Here is a 22,646-nt window from a genome sequence, read left to right as displayed (position 1 = left end):
TCAGTATAAAGAAGTCAAGTTTTGAAAACTTGACTTCTTTGCTTTATCCCAGTCTGCCAGGCTGGTACTGTGTGCTTTTGAAATATTCTACCGCTTTTAGCAGCTGCTTCTTCTTTAAAGCCGTCTGTATCTTCGCAACGAGCGCTGTAATGGGAGAAAGCACGAATATAGCGGTGATGAGGATACGGCTGAACAGCTTGATCACGGGCTTTCTTTCCGCGGCGCCCGGGCCGCCCTTATCACGAGCCTTCTTCGCCCATTTAGGGAACTGGCTCACCCCTCTTTTCTCCAGCACGATCAGGTTGGGGCGCAGGTGTATGGCTCCTAGGTGCAGCAGGTCCTGTTGCAGCGCTTCGGTTTGCCCCTCTTTAATATGGCGCAGGATCGGCTTGCCATAGCGCTGCGTATCGCGTATATCCCGGTCCGATACACCGGCGTCGGGTAAACGTTTTGAGGCTTCTTTTTGTCCCTTGAACAACCAGCGGATAATCGTCAACGTGGAGGTCATGTTGCCGTGTTTATCTTCAAGCACAATATTGCCGATATGATTTGCGCCCAGGCGTTGCAACTGTGCTTTTACCTTTTCCTGCGCATTGAGCCACATATTACGGCAACCGATCACCGTGATCACCGGCTTGTCGCGCAGCGCCACGGCCCATTCACTTTGCAGGAAGCTATTGGCCGGTATGGAAGGATGAAGGAACCAGGGCTGATAGCCGAAGAGCACGAGATCATAATCTTTGTCCATGATTGCCGGCATAGGCTGTATTGCCGCCGGTACCTGAAGGACGCTTTCGGGCATAGCATCAAAAAAAGTAGCAGAACTCCAGGGAAAAGGGAACGGCTGAACGAGCCTGATCTCTGCAAAATCAATCTCCGCCTCCTGCTTCATATCCTGTACTATATTATCGAGAATGCCTTTCAGCTGGCCGCTCTGTGTAAAATACACGACTAAGATCTTCATGAGCCAAAGATAATCGTATTACGCAACATACCGTAGCCGTTCTGCATGCCAGTGTTAAGAAATGGGTATGTTATACAAGCTGTTAAAAAAAGAATCATGTCCGAAAAATCCCTTTTTTTCTCCATTATGTCCTATCGGCGGGAAGTGCAGTAAGGATACTTTTGTCAAAACAAATAACAAATGAAGAGACCAATTATTCTAACAAGCGTTGTGCTATGCGGCATGTATCTTATCCTGGGCAGCAATGCGGCAGGACCTGCAACCGCCGGCAACGGTATCCGTAACGGCGGCCCCGGCAGCAGCGGTACCTGTGCCTCCTGCCACGGTGGCGGCAGCGGCACGACTACGGCAGCGATTACCCTGAAAGTAAAAGCAACCGGTGCGGCCGTGACCGGCAGCTATGTACCAGGCACCGTATATACCCTTACCCTTACCGGCAACAACCCCGGCCTGGACTTCTTCGGCTTCCAGGTCACTGCCAGCAAAGGTACCAGCCAGGCCGGCAGCTTCAGCAACCTGGGCAGCGACAAGCACGCAGCCAGTATCGGTGGCCTCCAGGTGATCGAGCACAGCACTTCACTGGCCAAATCAGGCGGCGTATACACGGTCAGCTTCGACTGGACCGCACCTGCGGCTGGAACCGGAACTGTCACCTTCAACGGTATTATCAATGGCGTTAATCATGACGGCGGAACCAGTGGCGATAAGACAAGCGATGTGGTAACGGTTAACCTTACCGAAACACCATCGGTGGGTATCGCGGAGGAAGGTATCTGGAAGAACCTGAACATGTCGCCCGTACCGGCTTCCGATATGCTGAACATTAGCGGTGAAGGAATTACCCCCGGCAGCTATCAGCTCACTGTATTTGACCTCAATGGTAAAGCACTGTGGCAATCTACCGTTAATAATCAAAGTGGTAAACTGCAGGCAAGCGTTCCCGTACATCAGCTTGCAAGCGGCACCTATTTCCTTAACATTAAGGGTAAGAGTCAGGTAAGCCGTATGTTCATCAAACAATAACCATTGTAACAACCAATAAGACCAGCCATACAGATGCACGAATGTATTTTTTTCTAAAGACGAAAGGCAATGCTACGGGACTTTATTCCTGATCTCCCGTTGTGCCTGTCGTTCCAACAATGTTTTGACGTCAAACAGTATATTTTCCTAACTACTAAACATTAAAAATTATGAGAAAAAAATCAGTTCGTTTCTTGTTGGCCGGAATGTCTTTGTTTATGCCCGTTGCCGGTATTCTGCTCTCGCCAACCGGCGTTTCGGCGCAAGCGCAGCAAGCACCTTCTGCGTCGTATAATGCGACAGCACAAGCCATCGAAATCAGCTTCCCGTATCAACCAGCCTATGGTGCTGCCGCAGCCAAGGTGAAGGTTACGGGGTCTGATGGTACCGTACATGCCAGCATGACAAGGTTTATTGCGCCTGCCGGTCCGAATCATTTCTTTGTAAAGAAATTTCCGATGCAGAATTTCCCGAGCGGTGTCTATACGGTAAGTGTCAGGACAACTAATAACATCGACATATTAATGACGACTGTTATTGTTCCTTAAACATAGCAATGATTTCCCGGGCTGTCCTGTTTTTACAGGGCAGCCTCTTTTTAAACAGTATGATGTCTTGCAAATAATGTCTTAAACGTTAAGCGTAAACGGGAAAAGGAAAATCGAACCAATCTTTGTAAAAAAGGGCTGTCCATAGTTTTTGGACAGCCCTTCCTGTATTCGGTTACCTGTCGGAGAGCCAGGTGTATTCATTTGCTTTTGGACATCTCCTTTTTGTCTTTCCCGGCATTTCCGGGAATATTCATTCTTTACTATTTCCTGACCTCGAATTTCCGGGTGATAATGCCCTTATCTGTAAGGATCCTTATCGTATACATTCCCGAAGCCAATTGCGTTACCGGTAATTGATGGTTCCTGTCGCTGGTCGTCTTTTGGGAATAAACCAGCTTACCCAATGTATTGTATACGCTCACCTGCTCCATCTGGATCTTATCGCTCTTGTTATCGATCGTAATATAATCCCTGGAAGGATTGGGGAAAAGCACAACATCGGCCATCTGAAGGTCTGGTGTAACAACGCCCGTCGTCAGATCTACATTGATGGTCTGGCTGATCGAGAAATCACCACAGCCATTGGATACCTTCAGCGTGACTGTGAAGAATCCTCCCATAGTGTAAATATGAGTTGGATTTACCTCAGTGCTCCTGGGACTACCATCGCCAAAATCCCATTCGTAAGCCTGGACATGTTCCGGCTGCAGCGCGGTGAAGCTCACTTTTCCGAGATTTTCATAGAATAAAGGAATAAAGTTAAAGCCCTCCACCGCGGGTGCAGGCAGATAAGCGATATGCTTGCTATCGGTGAATTTGCAGCCGTAAGGCGAAGTAATGGCTACGGAATAGGTGCCTGAATCAGCGGCATTGATCGTTTGCGTAGTCGCACCGCTGTTCCAGAGATAAGTGCTACCGGTATTACCGGCATCCAACACGATAGTTGCGCCGTTACAGATACTGGTATCGTTGCCCAGCGCTGCCACAGGCAGAGGCCGCATCACAACATCGGTGCTGCTGTTGATCTTGCAACCATTGATACTTATGACCGATACGGCATACGTGCCGCCGGCGGTAACGGCGATCGTTTGCGTAGTGGCACCACCAGGCGTCCAGCTGAAAGTGCTGCCGGCATTGCCTGCATTAAGTGTAGCAGTAGCGCCGGAACAGAGATCAAGCGTTGCCGGAAGTGTATTTACCGGGACAATACCCATGGTGATGTTGATGGCATCGGAGCCACTACAGCTATGAGCGTCGGTTACCGCCACAGAGTAGGTTCCCGCTGTGTTAACGGTAATAACCGATGTGCTGGCGCCGGTATTCCATGCGTACGTAGCACCGGGGTTACCGGCATTAAGCGTGTAGGTAATGCCCGGGCAAATGGTGGTATCGTTGCCGATGTTTACCACAGGAACGGCAGCAATGGTGGCAACGATGGGCTGGCGCGGGCTTTCACAATTACCTGCTGCCGCTGCAATATAATAGGTTGTACTGGCCGTAAGTGAACCTGTTGTATACACATTACCGGTATATAGCGCGGTGCCACCGGTAGATGCCGCATACCATTTGATGCTGCCGCCTGCAGATGCCGCTGCTTTCAGCACTACAGCGCCTTGCCCGCAATGGAAACTATCTGTCGTGGAGACAATTGTTGGTGCAGTGACACAAGCGGTAGCAAAATTGGTTACCGGCGACCAAACGCTGGTATCGCCGGCGCCGCATATGGTACGAACATAATAATCATAAGAGGTAGCGGGTGTCAGCGAGCCTAAGGCGTAAGGTTTTGAATTGGTATAGATGCCGGTTCCGGCGGTATTTACATTAAAGCCGGCGGGACCATATTTGATCTGCCATTGTGCTGTTGTACCTGCCTGTACCCAGTCGAGCGACGCCGTGGTCGTTGTGATGCTTGTTACTGTAGGATTTGTGGGGGCTACGCAGGGTGGCGGACCGGTAATATTGAGGTTATCGATACCGATGTCGGTAGAGCCATAGTCGGCCCTGGCCCTGAAGCGGATGATCGCGTTGGGCGCAAAAGCCGTTGTGCTCAATGATACCGGGCTCCAGGCGGCGGCCAGGGCTTTGCTGCCCAATAAGGTCCATGTAGCGCCGCCGTCTGCAGAAAGTTCTACGAACAAGCTGTCGGTACCGCTGGTATTGATATAGTCGAAGGCGATCTGTTTGGTACCATTGGATCCCAGGTTGATATAAAGATCCATGATGCCGAGCAAACCATCGGTGCTATAGCCGGAGTGGAAGCGGGCCGAATGGCTGCCTGCCGTGAACACAGGTGTATAAACATAATTAGTCACATTACCCCAGCTCGCCGAAGCGCCCTGGTCGTCGCGGCGCCAGGAATTGTTGCCGTTGGCAGGGAAGGTAAGCCAGCTGGCGCCCGCCCGGTCGGTAGTCGAGCAGCCATTGATCCAGGTCTCGAAGGACTCGGTATAAGGAAGCGTCGCAACTGTCGGGGTTGGCCCGGTTACAGTGATGGTTACGGTATTGCTGGTGGCCGTTTGCGCAGAAGCGGTACAGGTTACCTTGGCCCGGTAAGAGACTGTTGACGAGAGATTGGGTGTAATATAGGTTGCAGCAGTGGCGCCGGCTACCGGCGACCAGGTGGTACCATTGGCCGATGATTCCCATTGGATCGTAACGCCGCCCGCAACCGTATAGCCGCTGAGGCTCAGCGTGTCGGTACCGCTGCAAATGCTGGTCGCAGTGGCAGTTGCCGTTCCGGCGACAGGCGTACCCGTACAAGGACCACTAACATTGAGGTTGTCGATACCAATGTCGGTAGAACCATAATCGGCCCTGGCCCTGAAGCGGATGATCGCATTCGCTGCAGTGGATGCCGTGCTGAATGCCACTGGTGTCCAAGCCGCCGCCAGTGCCTTGTTACCCAATTGGGTCCAGGTGGTACCGCCATCAGCCGAAAGCTCAACATACAGGCTGTCGCTGCCGCTGGTATTGATATAGTCGAAGGCGATTTGCTTGGCGCCGGCAGGGCTCAGGTCTATGTAAAGATCCATAATGCCGAGCAAACCATCGGTGCTATAGCCGGAGTGGAAGCGGGCCGAGTGGCTGCCGGTTGTGAACACGGGCGAATAAATATAATCGGTCACATTGCCCCAACTGGCCGAAGCACCCTGGTCGTCGCGGCGCCAGGAATTGTTGCCGTTGGCAGGGAAGCTAAGCCAGCTGACGCCCGGCCGGTCGGTAGTTGAGCAGCTGTTGATCCAGGTCTCGAAAGACTCGGTATAAGGAAGCGTCGCAACTGTCGGCGTTGGCGCCGTAACGGTGATCGTTATGACATTGCTGGTGGCCGTTTGCGCAGAAGCGGTACAAGTTACCTTGGCCCGGTAAGAGACCGTTGATGAAAGATTAGGGGTGATATAGGTCGCATCAGTGGCGCCGCTTACCGGCGACCAGGTGGTACCATTGGCCGATGATTCCCATTGGATCGTAACACCGCCTGCAACTGTATAGCCACTGAGGCTCAGCGTGTCGGTACCGCTGCAAATGCTGGTCGCAGTAGCCGCTGCCGTTCCGGCGACAGGCGTACCTGTACAAGGACCACTAACATTGAGGTTATCGATACCGATGTCGGTAGCGCCGTAATCGGCCCTGGCCCTGAAGCGGATGATCGCATTCGCTGCGGTGGATGCCGTGCTGAAAGCCACTGGCGTCCATGCCGCCGCCAGCGCTTTGCTGCCTAGTTGTGTCCAGGTGGTACCACCATCAGCCGAAAGCTCAACATACAGGCTGTCGCTGCCGCTGGTATTGATATAGTCGAAGGCGATTTGCTTGGCGCCGGCAGGGCTCAGGTCGATATAAAGATCCATAATGCCCAGCAGACCATTGGTGCTATAGCCAGAATGGAATCGGGCCGAATGGCTGCCGGTTGTAAACACGGGCGAATAAATATAATCGGCCACATTGCCCCAGCTCGCCGAAGCGCCCTGGTCGTCGCGGCGCCAGGAATTGTTGCCGTTGGCAGGGAAGCTAAGCCAGCTGACGCCCGGCCGGTCGGTAGTTGAGCAGCTATTGATCCAGGTCTCGAAAGATTCGGTATAAGGAAGTGTCGCGACCGTCGGCGTTGGTGCGGTCAAAGTGATCGTTACCGCATTACTGGTGGCTGTTTGCGCAGAAGCGGTACAGGTTACTTTAGCCCGGTAAGAGACCGTTGATGAAAGATTAGGGGTAATATAGGTGGCAGCAGTGGCGCCGGCTACCGGCGACCAGGTGGTGCCGTTGACCGAAGATTCCCACTGGATCGTAAGACCACTGGCATTACTATAACCGGTAAGGTTAAGGGTATCTGCGCCGCTGCAAATGCTGGTAGCAGTGGCCGCTGCCGTACCGGCTACCGGTGTCCCGCTGCAGGGCACAGGCGGTGTAAACTTATAGACCTGATCAGTAGCGGGCTTGGCGTCTATGCCTGTCGTGAATGTGGTGGATGAAGGCGACGGGGCCGCAGTAGCATTGTTCAGACTAAGATAGCCCGATATGCCCTGCCCGTCGCCGATGGCGATGGTAGCGCCGGGTGTGCCATTGATCTGCGCTGTTTCCCGCTTGTATCTGAACTCGATCACATTGGTCGTTTCGTAGAGCTTGACCTGGAACGAAATAACGGGATCGGATGCATTGTAATTCCATTTCCAGTTTTTCCATTCCATCGTGAATATCCTGTTGGGCGCCGCACCCTCCGTAAGATAGGTAGCCGTACCGCCTGCACCGCTAAGATCATCCCATAGCGCCATCAGTCCGGGCTTAAGCCCATCGTTAAGATTGCCCAGATCGTTGCCGGCGTAAGTGCTGGTACCCGCGGTATTAAAGGATAGCCATCCATTGGAAGAAACATTGGCCTGTGTATAATTAACGCCGCAGTATTGAAACGTAAAACCGATGGGTACGATGTCGACCTCATCATCGTCTTGTATAGCGGTCACAGCAGTACCGCCTGTAATGCCGGTATAAGTACCCGTAAGTGCCGAGAAGCTGTAAGAAGGTGCGGTTTGTGCAAAAGTCTCAGCCTTTTGTAAGCTCAGGAATAAGAGTGTAAGTGCAAGAGAAATGATGTGCCTGCCGAAGGGATGAAGCAATCCGGATGTCTTTTCCATTAACGATCTGATAATTCTTTGTTGTCAATTAAGGGTTTCGAAATTACCGCATATTTTAACGCAACAATTGACGTTCGTTATGTTTTCTCCAGTATTTTTTATGCTAAAGTATAAACCAAGATGCCTTTGTCTGGTATAGATGTATCATATACGCTATATCCATTGTATCATCCTAAATGTTGCTCATTTTTTTATGACATTAAAACATACTTATATGCAATAAGGCGCATAGTGTCCACCCTGGCCTGCCTTTCTTGCCTGTATCGCTGTCTGCAGGCAAAAGCTTTTTACAGATCAACAGGATAAAGGCAGGGACATAGCAATATCGCCGATGTGAGCCCGATGGGTTAGGCAATGAGGAAAATAAAGTGGTGGGTGGTTTGTGTGTGATGATCAGTTCAGCTCCTTATGCCACAGCAGGCATCCATCGCCATAGCTGAGAAACCGGAAGCCCTGCTCCAGCGCATAATCGTAAATATCGCGCCAGGCTGTTCCTACCAGGGCAGATACCAGCAGTAATAAGGTCGATTGGGGCTGATGAAAATTAGTAATAAGACCCTTGATCACTCTGAACCGGTAACCCGGAGCAATGATGATGCGCGTACGGGTCACCAGCTTATTGGTCTTATGGCGGTGAAGATAATCCGACAGGGCTTCCAGGGCCGTAATAGGATCAGTAATGGTCTCCTGCTCATAGGGATACCATTGCGGCACGGCTACACCGGCTGAGGGTACAAAATCCGGGTTCTGCAGCAGCTGTACACCTATCCAGTACAGGCTTTCCAATGTACGGGCCGAAGTGGTGCCTACGGCTACCACCGGTAAGCCCCGCCTGAGCCGGTCGATCAACTGCTGCAATACCAGCGGATCTGCCTCTATCCATTCTGCATGCATATCGTGCCCTTCCATAGTATCGCTCTTCACCGGCTTAAAAGTGCCGGCGCCAACGTGCAGGGTCACCAGGCCCGTATCGATATTCCGCCCCGGCAGTTCCGCCAGTATAGCTTCCGTAAAATGCAGCGCGGCCGTAGGCGCCGCCACACTACCCTCTTCTTTGGCAAATATAGTCTGGTACCGCTGCTCGTCGCTTTCTTCTGCTTCCCGGTTCAGGTAAGGAGGCAATGGCACACGACCGGCCAGCTGCAAGGCTTCGGCAAAGGTCATGGCCGGTTCCCAACTCAGCTCCAGGATAAAGTAACCTTCTCTTTTTTCCGCTACCGCAGCCTTCATGGCAAGCTGTTCGTTTACCTCAAGCGAAAGGACTTGTCCCTCCTTCCATTTGGCTGCACCGCCCACCAGGCATTTCCAGTATACCGATCCTTTCTGCAGCATAGCCTGCTGCACTTCAGCATAGCGTTCATCGGGTTCCAGGCAAAAAACTTCTATGCGGCCGCCGGTAGGCTTTTGGAACAGCAAACGCGCATAGATCACCTTGGTCTGGTTAAAGATCAACAGTGTACCGGCAGGCAATTGCTGCGCAATATCCCGGTACCGGCTCTCGCTAAGTTGCCCGTCGCGGAATACCAATAGCCGTGATTGGTCCCGTTGGGGCAAAGGATAGCGGGCAATGCGGTCCTCGGGTAGTTCGTAGGTAAAATCTTTTATCTGTAGCCGGGAAGGGTGCATGCTGGGTAAAGAATTGTTGTTGCCGCACGCAAGGCATGTTCCGATGCGGGTGCAGCGATAATTTCAGGCAAAGACCTGACTTGCCTTTATTGGTTCAGGAAAAAACAGAATACTTCTTTGGGACCATGCACACCGGTAACCAGGGTCTTCTCTATATCGGCCGTACGGCTGGGGCCGGTATTGAGGCTGATCATCGAGGGTAGCTGGTCATTGTATTTTTGTCTGAGCAATTTTAGACCGTCGGCAATATCCGGCACTACCTGGTGTGGCTGTACCACGATAATATGTATGGGAAAATAGACCGGGGCAACCCTGCCATGGTTCTGCCTGCTGCTGAACAGGAAGCTGCCCGTACGGGCCACTGCTGCTTCACAGTCGGTAATGCATACCTGGGCTTGCTCATGACTGGGATTGAATTCCCTAACAAAAGAGAGCTTATTGTTGACCAGGAAAGAAAACAATGATTTGTGGGCGCACAGTACTTCGGTCCAGCCCCTGCTCTCGGCCAGCAGCTTCAGATTGGCCAGCAGCTCATCCTGGTTGTTGCAAAAAACGAAGTGTCCCCCGATATGGGAAAATTCTGCGGCAAAGGTTTCCTCCGGTGTACCTTCCGATAGCGCGCTGAATACCGAAGATACCGCTACTTTCTCTGCTTCCGGAAACGGCATGGGAACGGCCTCTTCCTGCAGGGCCATCCTGATCTTCCTCAGGACGTTTTCCCTGGCCTTTGATGTCTTATATGTCTGCATAATGATCTTCCTGCAATTCGATGGCGAAGGTACAGAAGTTATCGGTTATGGAAGCGTGGGTGGTATTTTTCCAGGGTCTGCCTCAGGAAGCCCCTGTCGAGGTGCGTATAGATCTCGGTAGTGGTAATGCTTTCGTGGCCCAGCATTTCCTGCACGGCTCTCAGATCGGCGCCGCCTTCCACCAGGTGCGTGGCAAAGCTATGCCGCAACGTATGCGGGTGGATATTTTTGGTAATACCGGCACGCTGCGCCGCTTCCTTAATGATATAAAATATCATGACACGGGAAAGCCCGCTGCCTCTCCGGTTGAGGAACAGGATGTTTTCCTGTCCCTTTTTGGGTACAATGTGATTGCGGATGTGCTCCCGGTAAAGTTCGATATACTTTACGGCTTCGTCGCCTATGGGTACCAGGCGTTCCTTGTTCCCTTTCCCGATCACGCGAATAAAGCCTACATCGAGATAAAGATTGGTAAGCTCCAGGGCAATCAGCTCGCTGACGCGCAGGCCTGAGCTGTACATGGTTTCCAGTATTGCGCGGTTGCGCTGCCCTTCGGGCGTGCTGTGGTCGAGGCCGCTAAAGAGCTGCTCTACCTCGGTAACCCCCAGCACATCAGGCAGCTTTCGCTTCAGCTTAGGGGCTTCCAGCAGTTCCGTGGGGTTTTGTGCGATCACCTCTTCAGCAATCAGGTAATGAAAAAAGGCTTTTACCCCCGAGATGATCCTGGCCTGGGAAGCCGCAGCCAGCTCCTGCTCATGTATCGATTGGAGAAATTGCTGCAGGTGTTGCAGTTTGATGTCCTCAAAAGCAATGGCCGCATGGTGTTGCTCCAGGAAGCGCGCCAGCAGCTGCACATCGTGCAGGTACGCGTCGACCGAATGCCGGGACAATGATTTCTCCAGCTGTAAAAAGGCCTTAAAGCCTTTGATATAGGCACTCCACATATTAAGTTTGGAAAAAGGGGCAAGGTTAGTCTTTATCGCAGCCACAGCCGGGCTCCTGCTCCCTGATCTTATCCAGCCAGTCGCCCATCAGCCTTGCTTCCTCTTCATTCATGGCACAGGCCATTTGCTTATAAGCATCAATAGCCATGGTGTCGGTACTGTTGACCAGGTCGAGTCCTTCGCTCGTAAGCCGTACGTCGATCATACGCCGGTTAACCGGGCTGCTCTCGCGGGTAACTAGGTTCTTCTCTACCAATTTTTCCAGGATGCGGGTTACATTGGAGGTGCGGTGGATCATCCGTTCCTGTATCGCGAAAGCGCTCATGGGCTTTCCTTTCTGACCTCTTAAAATGCGTAAAACGTTGAATTGGGGCGTGGTGATGTTGTAATGCTTCAATCGCTGTTGCATGGAGGTCTCCATCCAGCTGGCCGTAAAAATAATGTTTAAATAGGCTCTTTGGAAATTATCCGTAAATTGTTGCATTTTTAATTCGTCTTCAAGTCTCATGGCAGGCGTTTATAATAAACAGTACATAGGTATGTGATCGGGGCTTAAATGATCGCCTGGCCGGTGGCCTGCCAGACCATAGGCTCGTTAGCGCCAGGCGGCTGATGCCGCTAATCATTTTATTTGTATGGCAACGAAAGTAAAACAAATTAGCAATAAATATTGGAGAATTTTGGTGGATGCAGCAACCGGTTTTGCTGACGATAAAGGCATGAAGCTCAGCTCAGCACTGGCCTACAGCACCATTTTTTCGCTCCCCCCCATGCTGTTGCTCATCATCATTTTCGGTGGCGCTGTTTATGGGCAGGATGCTATACAGGGCCGTATTTTTACCGAGCTAAAAGATGTGCTGGGCCAGGCGACAGCCAAGCAGGTACAGGATGTGATCAGGGCATTGCAATCGCAAAAGAACAGCCTGACGGCTACCATTATCGGCGCGATAGCGCTGGTGATCGGCGCTACGGGTATTTTCGTGGAAATACAGGATTCCCTCAACATGATATGGGGCGTACGCCCCAGAGCCAAGAAGGGCTTTATCAAGCTACTGCTCAACCGGGCGCTTTCTTTTTCGATGATCATAGGGCTGGGTTTTCTATTGATCGTTTCGCTCATTGTCAACGCGTTGCTGATCGCCATGAGCACTTACCTGCTCCGGCTGCTGCCCGATCTGCCGATCAATGTACTAAGCCTGATCAATACCACCGTAATCTTTTTCGTGATCAGCTTCCTGTTTTCGGTCATTTTTAAAATGCTGCCCGACGTGCGTATCCGCTGGAAACAGGTATGGCCGGGTGCCTTCGTTACTTCTGCCTTGTTCATGATCGGCAAGTTCCTCATCGGCCTATACATCAGCAAAACCAATACGGTAAGCCTTTATGGGGCAGCCAGCTCTGTTATCGTGCTGCTGCTATGGATCTATTTTTCTGCTGCTATTCTCTACTTCGGCGCCGAGTTTACCCGGGCTTATATTGAATACCACGGCAAACGTATTATTCCCAGCAGCTATGCCGAGTACAGTGACAAACGGTTGCTCAAACACCTGAAGGAAGAACATAAATTATAGGTAATCCACTAAGTCGCTACACCGGGCAGGGCGCATAAAGGGTAGCAACCCGTCTTTATGCCTGATACAAAACAGACAATAAAGTCCGGAATATCATGCTTATCGACCCGGTGATTCGAGCAAGGACAGGCTGCAGTTGTATGCCAGATCAGCCTGATATTGCGGCTAATATTTAATTGGATGATTGTACTTAAATTACGCATAGCGTATGGTTCGTTTTAGCTTATTTAGGATGTAATTTTACCGAAGCTTATTTCAACCAATTACGCGTTTCTTTTGACCCCGGACCTGGCGTTCAATCATTGCTAACAATTTATTGCCCCCGATTTTTGTTATTCACGATTGTAAAACCAAAACCAATTTTATGAAAAAGAAAACTGCTAAAAAGCTGATGCTTTCGAAATCAACCATATCTCCTCTGCAACCAGACGCTCAAAAAGCGGTGCAAGGCGGAGAAAGTTTTTTGGGCATCGCCTGCATTACTAACGGGGCTTGCCACACCCGTACGCCCATCTGTATCGGTGTACTGTCTGTTGTTGTCTGCATCACCACCATTACCCAGGGAGGCTAGCACCAAGCCTTAAAAAGCAACCAGTGTTCTTAGGTTCGGGGCTTTTTTAATCAACATACCTGTTTCGTATTTGTAGAATAAGCTAATGGATTAAAGGAGATCATTAAAGCATTTGTATTATCCTTTACGCCATAAATGAATAGAAAGCTATTTTCCTTTTTGGAAGATAGCTTTCTTTTTGTCCGGTGGCTAAATTTGGGCTACAGGCATTTTGCTCCTACGGAGCAATTACAAGGTTGCTTGTATTTGTCTACAAACATTTTGCTCCTACGGAGCAATGGCAAGGTTGCTTGTATTTGTCTACAGACATTTTGCTCCTACGGAGCAATTGCAAGGTTGCTTGTATTTGTCTACAGACATGTTGCTCCTACGGAGCAATTGCAAGTTGCTTGTATTTGTCTACAGACATGTTGCTCCTACGGAGCAATGTCAGGCATGCTTTATGGAATTCCGGTACCGCGAAGTCTCATGATAAAGCAAAGATTATGGCAGAGCTATTGATCACTGCCGGACGGGGACGCCGGCAAAGAAGCAATCCGCGTATCGATCTCACCCCTATGGTAGACCTGGGCTTTCTCCTCATCACTTTCTTTATGCTGACAACGACTATGACAAAGCCCAAAGCTATGGATATCCAGATGCCCTTTACGCCGGCAAAGAGCACCACGGCTTTCTACGAGTCATCGGCGATTACCCTGATGCCCGCCAAGGACCACCGGATCTATTATTATGAGGGGCTATTTCAACCGGGAACGCCCCTTAAAGAAGTACATACTGAGGCCACCTTGCGCTCACTGCTCCAGCATAAGCAACAGGCGCTCCGTACCAGACCCGTAGCAAGCGAACGGCAGCTACAGGTCCTGATCAAGGCGCATAGCACGGCCACGGTAGCCGATATTATAGGTTTATTCGACGAAATGAATATCCTTGGGGTACGGCAGGTAGGAATGGTCGATATCGGCCCCGAAGAAGCCGCGGTAATCAATACAGCGCTCCGGTAACATGGTTGCGCATCTTATTTTTTACCCAGGAATACTGGCATCACACCCAGCAGCATACCCGAGCCCACGAGTATGGAAAAGGATTTGAAAATGCCGCTCCAGCCATTGTTACGGAGGATTACCTCGTTTACCCCTTCAAGGCTCCAGTGCAAAGGAGAAAACAACGCAATCTTCTTCATCGCCTCCGGCAATATCTCGATAGGTACCCATACGCCGCCGATAGCAGAGAACAGCACGATGGAAATGGCGCCGAAGGGCATGGCCTGGTTGGCCGTTTTGAAAATGCTGCCGATAAAATAGCCATAGTTCACGGCAGCAAAAGATATGGCAAAGGCCATCGGGATCAGGTTGAGTGCATGTTGCCCCAGCGTAAGCCGCTGCAGGCCGAAGAATGGCAGAATAAAGATGCCTACCAGCATCATGACGAAAAACTGGAGCATGCACACCAGGATGTAAAAGACGATCTTGCCCAGCCCTACTCTTTTATTGGCCGTGGGTATAAGCCGTATGCGCAGGGCGCTGCCCTCATCCCGCTCACGGATCATATTGCCCGAAATAGGCACTACGATGAGGAACATACCAAAGATAGCCCAGGCCGGCACATTGTGCTGGGTCGAGTTCATGGAAGGATTGACCGCAGGGCCATCGTCCAGGCTTTTTTCGGCTACGGCCAGCACGTTCATACTTTCCAGGTCGATATGCTTGTCGCCGGTACCGCCATTGACCCGGCTCAGCCGCTGCAGCAGGATCTCAGTCTTCACCTGCGTCAGGTACTGGTTAAGGGCAAAGCCAAGAGCGCTGCGGAACGAAGGCTTTACCACGGGATCAAACAGCAGCTGGATCGCAGCGCTGTCCTGGCGCTCCTGCACCGGCAATCCTGCGGGAAGACCCATGGCGCCGGCCATTTCGTTGGCCAGCTTATTGGAAGTATTGACCAGGGAAGCGGTGGCCTCTTTCGGGATCACAATGCCCATCTTGTATTTTCCGTTGCGCAGGGCGGCTTTAAGCTGCATATCGCTTACTGCCCTGCCGTCCAGCCTGTCGACGACAATAAAGCTTTTATTCTTCTTCAAACCTTCAATAAGCCGCGTGCCTGTATTTCCCTTATCCTTGTTGGCCACCAGTATCTCAAACTTCATTTCCTGGTAATCCCGGTATGGCGCATCCTGCACCACAGCCATAACAATGATAAGCGCCGCCGGCATCAATACCAGCAGGAGCAGACCGCCCGGGTCGCGCAGGAGTAACAAAAGTTCTTTTCGAAGGGTAGCAAACACGATTTTCCGGTTGAAGTGACCCACACCTGGCGATTTGCCTGGCTGATCATAAAAAAAAGAGTGGTGGCAAAGATACCACCACTCTTTTGAAAAAATGATATATGCTTCATAAACATCCGCATATAGGAAACCAATTATTTCCGGCCCTTGAGCCTGTCGAAAGGGCAACAATGCAATGATGCCTTGACAGGCTCAGCAACCGCAAAGAAAGGCAGGCTGATCCAATGTTTCCTATATACGGACAGTCAGCTCTGCTTATTTAAACTCGCTTTCTTTCACGCCGCTGTTGGCTTTTGCAGTCGCTACCTTTTCGCCGCCGCCGGTCAGGCTCTTGGTTTCAAAAGGAATTTTGAAGCCGTTGCCATTTTTTACCTCGCGGTAATCGGAAAGGACCTTGATCTCCACTTTGGACTTAACGCCTTCGTTAGTACTTACCACTTCTTTGAACAGTAATCCTGTAGCGGCATCGTAGGACTGTACCGTCTTTTTGTGTCCGTCATTTTCGATACGCTCTACACTGTAGGCTTCTTTGCCATCGACCATTTCCTTACCTAGCAGGGTAAAAGAAACGCCAAGTTGCGTGGGATGCAGCAGCATTTGCAGATCAGCATCGGGCTTGAATTCCTTTATGGCTTCTGCAGGAAGATTTTGCCTTTGGCCGCCGCCTTCCACATATCCACTCTCGCCATTGATCACCGCTTTCTGCATCACCTGTCCATCAACCGACATAGTTTGCTTGATACGGCCGGGAGAAAGCACCACTACACTCTGGGTATATTCCCGTCCGCCATCGTTAACGGCCGAAACCACAGAGAGGTCTTTCAGGCCTTCGATGGCCGCTTTACCACCAATTGCGTTGATGTATTTGTCCAGCACCTGGTCGATGCCCACGCCGTCGATCACTTTGGACTCGGTAACGGTAGTGGGATTGCCGTAATTGTCATAGAATTTTACTTCACCAAATTTCTTCAGCTTGGGTATTTCGCTTTTATTACCCACCACAACAATATGTGCATTCCCGGGCTTCAGGTATTTCTGGGCGGTTGTCTGTATATCGCCTGTAGTGGTGGCGCTCACGTTCTTCAGGTAATTCTTGTAGTAATCCTTCGGCATTTTATAGCGCTCGATATTGATCGCGTACTGGGCTATGGTCTGCGGATTTTCCAGGCCGAGGGCAAATACGCCGCTGATGAAGTTAACGGCACCTTGCAGCTCGTCCTGCGTCAGTGGTGTGCTGCGCATGGTCTCCATCTCTTTCATCATCTCAACAATTGAGCTGTCGGTTACTTCATTACGGCATTGTACATTCACATCTACATTACCCACAATGTCGTCGGATGAGATCGACGAATTGGAGCCATAGGTCCAGGCGTGGGTTTCGCGCAGGTTGTGGTCGAGGCGCTGGAAGCTGCCGCCAAGCACCTGGTTCATTACACGGGTCTTGATCACATCGGGTGTGCCTATCATAAGGTCGACCGGGTAAGTAATGCTTACAGTGCTCTGAACGGCGCCGTCGCGGGGTACGAAGTCTACCTGGGTTTTGGCCGGCGCTGTAACAGATGGATATTCGCTGCGGGGCACCTCACCTTTCTGCCATTTACTAAAATATTTCTCGGCCATTTCCTTTGCTTTCGCCAGGTTGATATCGCCTACGATAGCCATGTAAGCCACATTGGGCCTGAAATATTTCTTATAATAGCCGTTGCAGTCGGCCAGCGTAATGTTGTTGATCGTTTCTTCGGTAGTCACCTGTCCGTAAGGATGGTTGGTACCGTAATTCACCACGCTGCTTACATTGTGTAGCATATCATCGGGATCGGTCTTGCTTACGTCCAGGCCTGAAAGCGCCCTTTTTTTAAGGTTCTCCAGCTCTTTCTGCTGAAAATTGGCATTCAGCAGGGCATCGCTCATAAGGTCCAGCATCTGGTCCTGGTATTTGGTGAGCGAGCGGCCATAGATGCTTTCGTTGCTGGCGCCGATGTTGGCGCTGATCATATCGGTCTCTTCGTCAAACTTGTCTTTGGAACGGCCCTGGGTGCCGCTGGTGATCAGCTCACCCACCATATCATGCATGCCGCTTTTATTTCCTTCAGACTCGGGATGTATGTCAAGGATGATGGAATAGGTAACAGCGGGCAGCTTATGGTTTTCTACCACAAATACTTTCAGCCCGTTGTCCAGGGTAAACGTTTCCGCGTCGCCCAGCTTGATCTCCGGTGCGATGCCCGGCTTCGGGCGAATGCTTCTGTCCAGCTTCTGCGCCTGCACGGCAGTGAACAGCGATAAAGCGGCTATAGAGAAAAATATCTTTTTCATTTTTAAAGGATCATTTTTTAAAATATAAGGGAAGGATGCATTCCTGTTTTCCCCCTGATTCTGATATATCGGTTGCTTATCGCGCTTACTGTCCTTTCGGCACATATTGAAGCACCACGCAATTATCTTTGGTTAAGTATTTTCCCGCTACCCTCTTCAGGTCCTCGCGCGTGATCTTCTGATAACGGCCCAACTCGGTATTGATAAGATTGGCATCGTGGAAATAAGTATAATTGGTGGCCAGCGATTCGGCAATGCCGGAGATGCGGGCATTCTGCGATACAAAGCCGTTTTCGGCCTGGTTCTGCAGCTTCTTGAATTCCGCTTCGCTGATCAGGTTTTCCCTTACTTTATCGATCTCGTTTTTCATCGCCTTTTCCAGGTCGGAGGCGTCTACGCCCTGCGCGGCGATGCCCAGGGTAATCACCAGGCCCGGATCTTCCAGCGGGAAGTTAAAGGCAGCCACCTGTACAGCTTTGTGATCCTTATCTACTACCTGTTTCTGCAGACGGGAGCTGGCGCCCTGCGACAGCAATTGGTTCAGCAGCTCGAGCGCATACATATCGTCTGTGCCCATTTTAGGAGCGTGGTAAGCCAGCACCACCATCGGCAACTGTACATTGGCATTGTAACGCACACGCTTCTCCTTGGTCTGCTGCGGTTCCACTGCGGTGGGACGGGGTATGGTACCGGTGCCTTTGGGAATATCGCTGAAGTATTTACCGATCCATTCTTTGGCCTGCTCGGGCTTAATGTCGCCGGCAATTACCAGTACGGCATTATTGGGTACATAAAACGTTTTATAGAAATCCATGAACTCGCTGGCCTTCGCCTGGTCGATGTATTGCTCCTTGCCTATGGGTGTCCAGCGGTAGGGATGCTTGGTATAAGCGTTCTCGAATATCAGCGATTGCCACATACCGTACGGGCTGTTGTCGTAGCGCATCTTTTTTTCCTCTTTCACTACTTTACGTTGCGTCTCGATGCCGGTGCTGTCGATCTTGGCATGCAGCATACGCTCCGATTCCATCCACAGGCCCAGCTCCAGCTGGTTGGAAGGCAACACTTCGAAGTAGTAGGTCCTGTCCTGGGAAGTATTGGCGTTCAGTACCCCGCCGTTGTTCTGGACCAGCTTGCTGTATTCTCCCCGCTGTATGTTTTCGGAGCCCTCAAAAAGCAGGTGCTCAAAAAAGTGGGCGAACCCGGTACGGGAAGGGTCTTCGTTCTTGGAGCCTACGTGGTACATCACCGATACCGATACAATGGGCACCGTATGATCCTCGTGCAGGATCACGTGCAGCCCGTTGGGCAGATCGTACTCGGTGAACTTGATATTCCCCTCTTGCGCAGAGGCCGAGAACGTGCCGGCCGCGAGAAGAACAGCACTGAAGAAAAAACGTTTCATGTAATTTGATTTTGTTTTAATTCACGCAAAGATAACAGAATAAGGAAATTAAGCTTCACACCGTTTTATTGAATTCAAGGGTGTAGGATTCTTTATTTGCACTAATTAACAAATTGGCCGTAATACAATGAAAAATGCTGCTTTCCCTAACGGAAAACAGCATCAGCTTCTTTAGTATTGTACAGACAGGGTATGGTATAAACGTTACTTGACGGAAAGCAACGATACAAATGACTGGATCCTTTCGGGACATCCGTATTTATTGCGGGAGGAAGCGCAGGATTGCATCATCAAACATAACAGGGCACCCACTATGGCCGCGCTCCAGAATTTGTTCATTTTTTTCATTTCCAGAATAATTTTATATAAAATTGTTGTTGGTACTTTGCTGCAATAATAAATAAAAATCCCGTTTAGGTAAACGGTTATTATTTTTGCACGAAATTAATACAAAATTTAATAATGCACATACATTTTATTGCTGTGGGTGGGGCTATTATGCATCAACTGGCAATAGCCCTGCACCGGAAAGGTTATACTGTTACCGGAAGCGACGACGAGATTACCGATCCTGCCCGCACCAATCTCAGCCACTATGGCCTTCTCCCCCCGGCCCAGGGCTGGTTTCCCGAAAAGATAACTACCGCGCTCGATGCCGTTATTCTGGGTATGCACGCTAAAGAAGACAACCCGGAATTGAAAAAAGCAAGGGAAGCCGGTATAGCAGTTTACTCATTTCCCGAGTATATGTACGAAGTTTCCCGGGATAAAAAGCGGGTTGTGGTTGCCGGTAGCCATGGTAAAACCACTACCACCTCCATGATCATGCACGTGCTGCGCGACCAGGAAGTGGATTTTGACTACCTGGTGGGCGCCCGTGTAGAGGGCTTCGATCATTCCGTGCGCATATCAGACGCGCCGGTCATTATCCTGGAAGGCGACGAATATCCTGCCTCGGTGATCGAGAAGCGTCCAAAAATCCACTTCTATCATCCCCAGATTTCGGTACTCACCGGTATTGCCTGGGATCATGTAAATGTATTTCCGACTTTTGAACAATATAAAGAGCAATTTGCGATCTACCTGAGGGAAATGGATGAGGGCAGCGTATTGATCTATAACGCAGAAGATAAAGAGGTCGTTTCCCTGGTGGGAAAGGAAGCGGCCCATCTCAAGCTGATGCCCTATGTAACGCCCAATTTCAGGATAACCGACAATGCCGTTGTGCTCACCACTTCGGAGGGAAAGGTAAACCTGCAGATCTTTGGCAGCCATAACCTGCAGAATATGGAAGCCGCCCGTAAAGTGTGCAATACGCTGGGTGTTTCGGATGCCGCCTTTTACCGGTCCATCGCAGGCTTCAGCGGCGCCGCCCGCCGGCTGGAAAAGATCGTGGAAAGAGAGGAATTTATCGCCTACCGCGATTTTGCCCATGCACCCTCCAAGCTGAAAGCAACGCTGAGCGCTGTACGGGACCGCTTCCCGGAGCATAAGCTGGTGGCCTGTTTTGAGCTGCATACCTTCAGCAGCCTCAATAGCACTTTCCTCAGCGAGTATGCCCATACCATGGACCCTGCCGATGAGGGCGCCGTATTTTTCAGCGCGCATGCGCTGCAGCTCAAAGGGCTGCCTTCGCTCGATCCGGCCGAGGTGCGCCGCCATTTTGCCAATGAACGCCTTTCCGTATTCGAAGACCGGGCTGCGTTGGAAGCCTGGATCAGGAGTGCGGTTGGCAATAGCCACCGGCCCGTGTGCCTGCTGCTGATGAGCTCGGGTACCTTTGAAGGCATGGACCTCGCATCTTTCTGATCCGGTTATCTTTTTAAGCATACTATACAACAATAACGATCAATGAATAAAATCTTAGTTGCCAATCGTGGTGAAATTGCCCTGCGGGTAATGCGCTCTGCAAAAGAGATGGGAATAAAAACGCTGGCTGTTTTTTCTGAAGCGGACCGCAATATGCCTTTTGTGGCCTATGCCGATGAAGCGGTCTGCATTGGGCCCGCCCCCTCGGCGCAGTCTTATCTTCGCGCCGATAAAATAATTGAAGTGGCCAAAGCCTATGGCGCCGACGCCATACATCCCGGCTATGGCTTCCTGAGCGAGAATGCTGCCTTTTCAAAGTCGGTAGCAGATGCCGGGCTTACCTTCATCGGCCCTTCGGCTCACTCGATCGAGATCATGGGTAGCAAGATCGCCGCCAAACAGGCAGCACAGAAATTCAATGTACCCATGGTACCTGGTACCGACAAGCCCCTGGAAAGCTATGAGGAGGCGCGTACCATTGCCGAGAAGGTGGGCTATCCCATCCTGATCAAGGCCTCGGCCGGTGGCGGCGGTAAAGGTATGCGTGTGGTCAACGGCGCAGAGGAACTGGAAGAACAGATGCGCATGGCCAAAAGCGAGGCCCTGAGCGCCTTTAGCAACGACGACGTTTTTATTGAAAAATATGTGGGCTCGCCCAAACATATCGAGATCCAGCTGATGGGCGACCAGCATGGCAATTGTGTATACCTGTTCGAACGCGAATGCTCCATACAACGCCGCCATCAGAAGCTGATCGAGGAAGCGCCGTCTTCCTGCCTCACGCCGGATATTCGCGAAGCCATGGGTAAGTGTGCCGTGGATGTAGCCAGGGCCTGTAACTATTACGGCGCCGGTACTGTAGAGTTCCTGGTAGACGAGGAGCTTAACTTTTACTTCCTGGAAATGAATACCCGCCTTCAGGTGGAGCACTGTGTAACAGAGATGATCAGCGGCATCGACCTGGTGAAAGAGCAGATACGTGTAGCCCGTGGTGAAAAACTTTCCTTTAGCCAGGAAGACCTTCATATCAATGGCCATGCTATCGAACTGCGCGTGTGCGCCGAAGACCCTATGGACAATTTCATGCCCGATACCGGAAGGCTCAATATCTATATACGCCCGCAGGGCCCAGGTGTACGCGTGGACGACGGCTATGAGCAAGGTATGGATATTCCCATTTTTTACGATCCGATGATCGCCAAGCTGGTCGTATGGGGACGCGACCGGAATGAAGCGATAGACCGCCTGTGCCGCGCCGTAGACGAGTACCGGATACAAGGCATCCAGACAACGTTGGCTTTTGGCAAATGGGCAGTACGCCAGCCAGCCTTTGTAGAAGGCAAGTTTGACACCAACTTTATTGCCAAATATTTCAAGCCCGAATACCTTGTGCATGAAACCGAAGAGGAAGCTGCCGTAGCCGCGGCGCTGGCAGGCATCCTGTGGGAGAAGGGCAAGAAAGAAACGCAAGCTCCGGCAAGCGGTGGTAAGGTGTCGCAATGGAAAATGCAACGCAACTGATCCCGGTAGAAAGAGCTGGCACAACCGGTATCTCTTAGAACCCATATTCCGCCGTATGGCCTTATAACAGGGGCATACGGCGGATTTCTTATCCGGCTTTCTTCCGGTATGGATTAACCTTTTTTAACGGAAAGAAAATTTTCATTTGCAAAGCAAATGCTTTAGCTTTATGCTGTGCAGAACCGTTGCAACACA

General features: G+C 51.0%; 16 protein-coding genes. 7 read left to right on the top strand and 9 right to left on the bottom strand.

The features are described from left to right. Nucleotides 1–43: 43 nt before the first annotated feature. A complete protein-coding gene (locus tag DZK30_RS22750) occupies nt 44–964 on the bottom strand; it encodes an NADPH-dependent FMN reductase family protein (protein ID WP_118976492.1) in 921 nt (306 codons plus the stop codon). A gap of 180 nt (nt 965–1,144) precedes the next feature. Here DZK30_RS22750 and DZK30_RS22745 point away from each other — a divergent pair, with 180 nt between their 5' ends. Together DZK30_RS22745 and DZK30_RS22740 are read left to right on the top strand one after the other, a co-directional pair. After that, the gene (locus DZK30_RS22745) at nt 1,145–1,987 is read left to right on the top strand and encodes a choice-of-anchor V domain-containing protein (protein WP_118976491.1); all 843 of its coding nucleotides are present in this window, start codon (nt 1,145–1,147) and stop codon (nt 1,985–1,987) included. Between the two features lie 170 nt (nt 1,988–2,157). Then, nucleotides 2,158–2,535 (top strand): hypothetical protein, encoded by a 378-nt coding sequence (locus DZK30_RS22740; RefSeq protein WP_162903354.1) that lies wholly within the window; start codon nt 2,158–2,160, stop codon nt 2,533–2,535. A gap of 263 nt (nt 2,536–2,798) precedes the next feature. Here the strand turns inward: DZK30_RS22740 and DZK30_RS22735 are convergent, their stop codons facing one another. From DZK30_RS22735 to DZK30_RS22715, 5 genes are all read right to left on the bottom strand, one after another. Then, nucleotides 2,799–7,661, bottom strand: coding sequence for an Ig-like domain-containing protein (locus DZK30_RS22735; RefSeq protein WP_118976489.1), 4,863 nt, complete (start codon nt 7,659–7,661; stop codon nt 2,799–2,801). Nucleotides 7,662–8,054: 393 nt separating this feature from the next. Continuing rightward, the gene (locus DZK30_RS22730; RefSeq protein WP_118976488.1) at nt 8,055–9,287 is read right to left on the bottom strand and encodes an S-adenosylmethionine:tRNA ribosyltransferase-isomerase; all 1,233 of its coding nucleotides are present in this window, start codon (nt 9,285–9,287) and stop codon (nt 8,055–8,057) included. 86 nt (nt 9,288–9,373) lie between these two features. After that, the gene (locus DZK30_RS22725) at nt 9,374–10,036 is read right to left on the bottom strand and encodes a LutC/YkgG family protein (RefSeq protein ID WP_118976487.1); all 663 of its coding nucleotides are present in this window, start codon (nt 10,034–10,036) and stop codon (nt 9,374–9,376) included. A gap of 38 nt (nt 10,037–10,074) precedes the next feature. Next, nucleotides 10,075–10,980 carry a site-specific tyrosine recombinase XerD gene (xerD, locus tag DZK30_RS22720; protein ID WP_118976486.1) on the bottom strand — a complete coding sequence of 302 codons (906 nt, stop codon included), beginning with the start codon at nt 10,978–10,980 and terminating at the stop codon, nt 10,075–10,077. A 25-nt stretch (nt 10,981–11,005) separates the two neighbouring features. Then, nucleotides 11,006–11,488, bottom strand: a complete 483-nt coding sequence (locus DZK30_RS22715; RefSeq protein ID WP_118976485.1) for a MarR family winged helix-turn-helix transcriptional regulator — start codon at nt 11,486–11,488, stop codon at nt 11,006–11,008. Between the two features lie 175 nt (nt 11,489–11,663). Between DZK30_RS22715 and DZK30_RS22710 the strand changes: the two genes are divergently transcribed. The 3 genes from DZK30_RS22710 (at nt 11,664) to DZK30_RS22700 (ending at nt 14,123) form a co-directional block, all read left to right on the top strand. Continuing rightward, nucleotides 11,664–12,551 carry a YihY/virulence factor BrkB family protein gene (locus DZK30_RS22710; RefSeq protein ID WP_240432978.1) on the top strand — a complete coding sequence of 296 codons (888 nt, stop codon included), beginning with the start codon at nt 11,664–11,666 and terminating at the stop codon, nt 12,549–12,551. Between the two features lie 364 nt (nt 12,552–12,915). Further along, a complete protein-coding gene (locus tag DZK30_RS22705; RefSeq protein WP_118976483.1) occupies nt 12,916–13,122 on the top strand; it encodes a class I lanthipeptide in 207 nt (68 codons plus the stop codon). 485 nt (nt 13,123–13,607) lie between these two features. Next, on the top strand, nt 13,608–14,123 hold the full coding sequence (locus DZK30_RS22700) for an ExbD/TolR family protein (protein ID WP_162903353.1): 516 nt from the start codon (nt 13,608–13,610) through the stop codon (nt 14,121–14,123). 14 nt (nt 14,124–14,137) lie between these two features. Here the strand turns inward: DZK30_RS22700 and DZK30_RS22695 are convergent, their stop codons facing one another. The 3 genes from DZK30_RS22695 to DZK30_RS22685 all read right to left on the bottom strand — a co-directional run bounded on the left by DZK30_RS22695 (nt 14,138) and on the right by DZK30_RS22685 (nt 19,121). Further along, nucleotides 14,138–15,424, bottom strand: coding sequence for an ABC transporter permease (locus DZK30_RS22695; RefSeq protein ID WP_162903352.1), 1,287 nt, complete (start codon nt 15,422–15,424; stop codon nt 14,138–14,140). Between the two features lie 231 nt (nt 15,425–15,655). After that, entirely contained in the window at nt 15,656–17,716 is a 2,061-nt protein-coding gene (locus tag DZK30_RS22690; RefSeq protein ID WP_162903351.1) for a M16 family metallopeptidase, read from the bottom strand. Between the two features lie 85 nt (nt 17,717–17,801). After that, complete coding sequence (locus tag DZK30_RS22685) at nt 17,802–19,121, bottom strand: M16 family metallopeptidase (RefSeq protein ID WP_118976479.1); 1,320 nt, start codon at nt 19,119–19,121, stop codon at nt 17,802–17,804. A gap of 462 nt (nt 19,122–19,583) precedes the next feature. Between DZK30_RS22685 and DZK30_RS22675 the strand changes: the two genes are divergently transcribed. After that, nucleotides 19,584–20,930, top strand: a complete 1,347-nt coding sequence (locus DZK30_RS22675; protein ID WP_118976477.1) for a UDP-N-acetylmuramate--L-alanine ligase — start codon at nt 19,584–19,586, stop codon at nt 20,928–20,930. Between the two features lie 42 nt (nt 20,931–20,972). Beyond that, nucleotides 20,973–22,451: an acetyl-CoA carboxylase biotin carboxylase subunit gene (gene accC / locus DZK30_RS22670; RefSeq protein ID WP_118976476.1), complete on the top strand. Its 1,479-nt coding sequence runs from the start codon at nt 20,973–20,975 to the stop codon at nt 22,449–22,451. The last annotated feature ends 195 nt before the right edge of the window (nt 22,452–22,646 follow it).

This window comes from Taibaiella koreensis, assembly GCF_003545715.1.
Taxonomy (GTDB): Bacteria; Bacteroidota; Bacteroidia; order Chitinophagales; family Chitinophagaceae; genus Taibaiella; species Taibaiella koreensis.
Note: the sequence above shows the minus strand (reverse complement) of the source record. Positions and strands in the feature narration are given on the sequence as shown.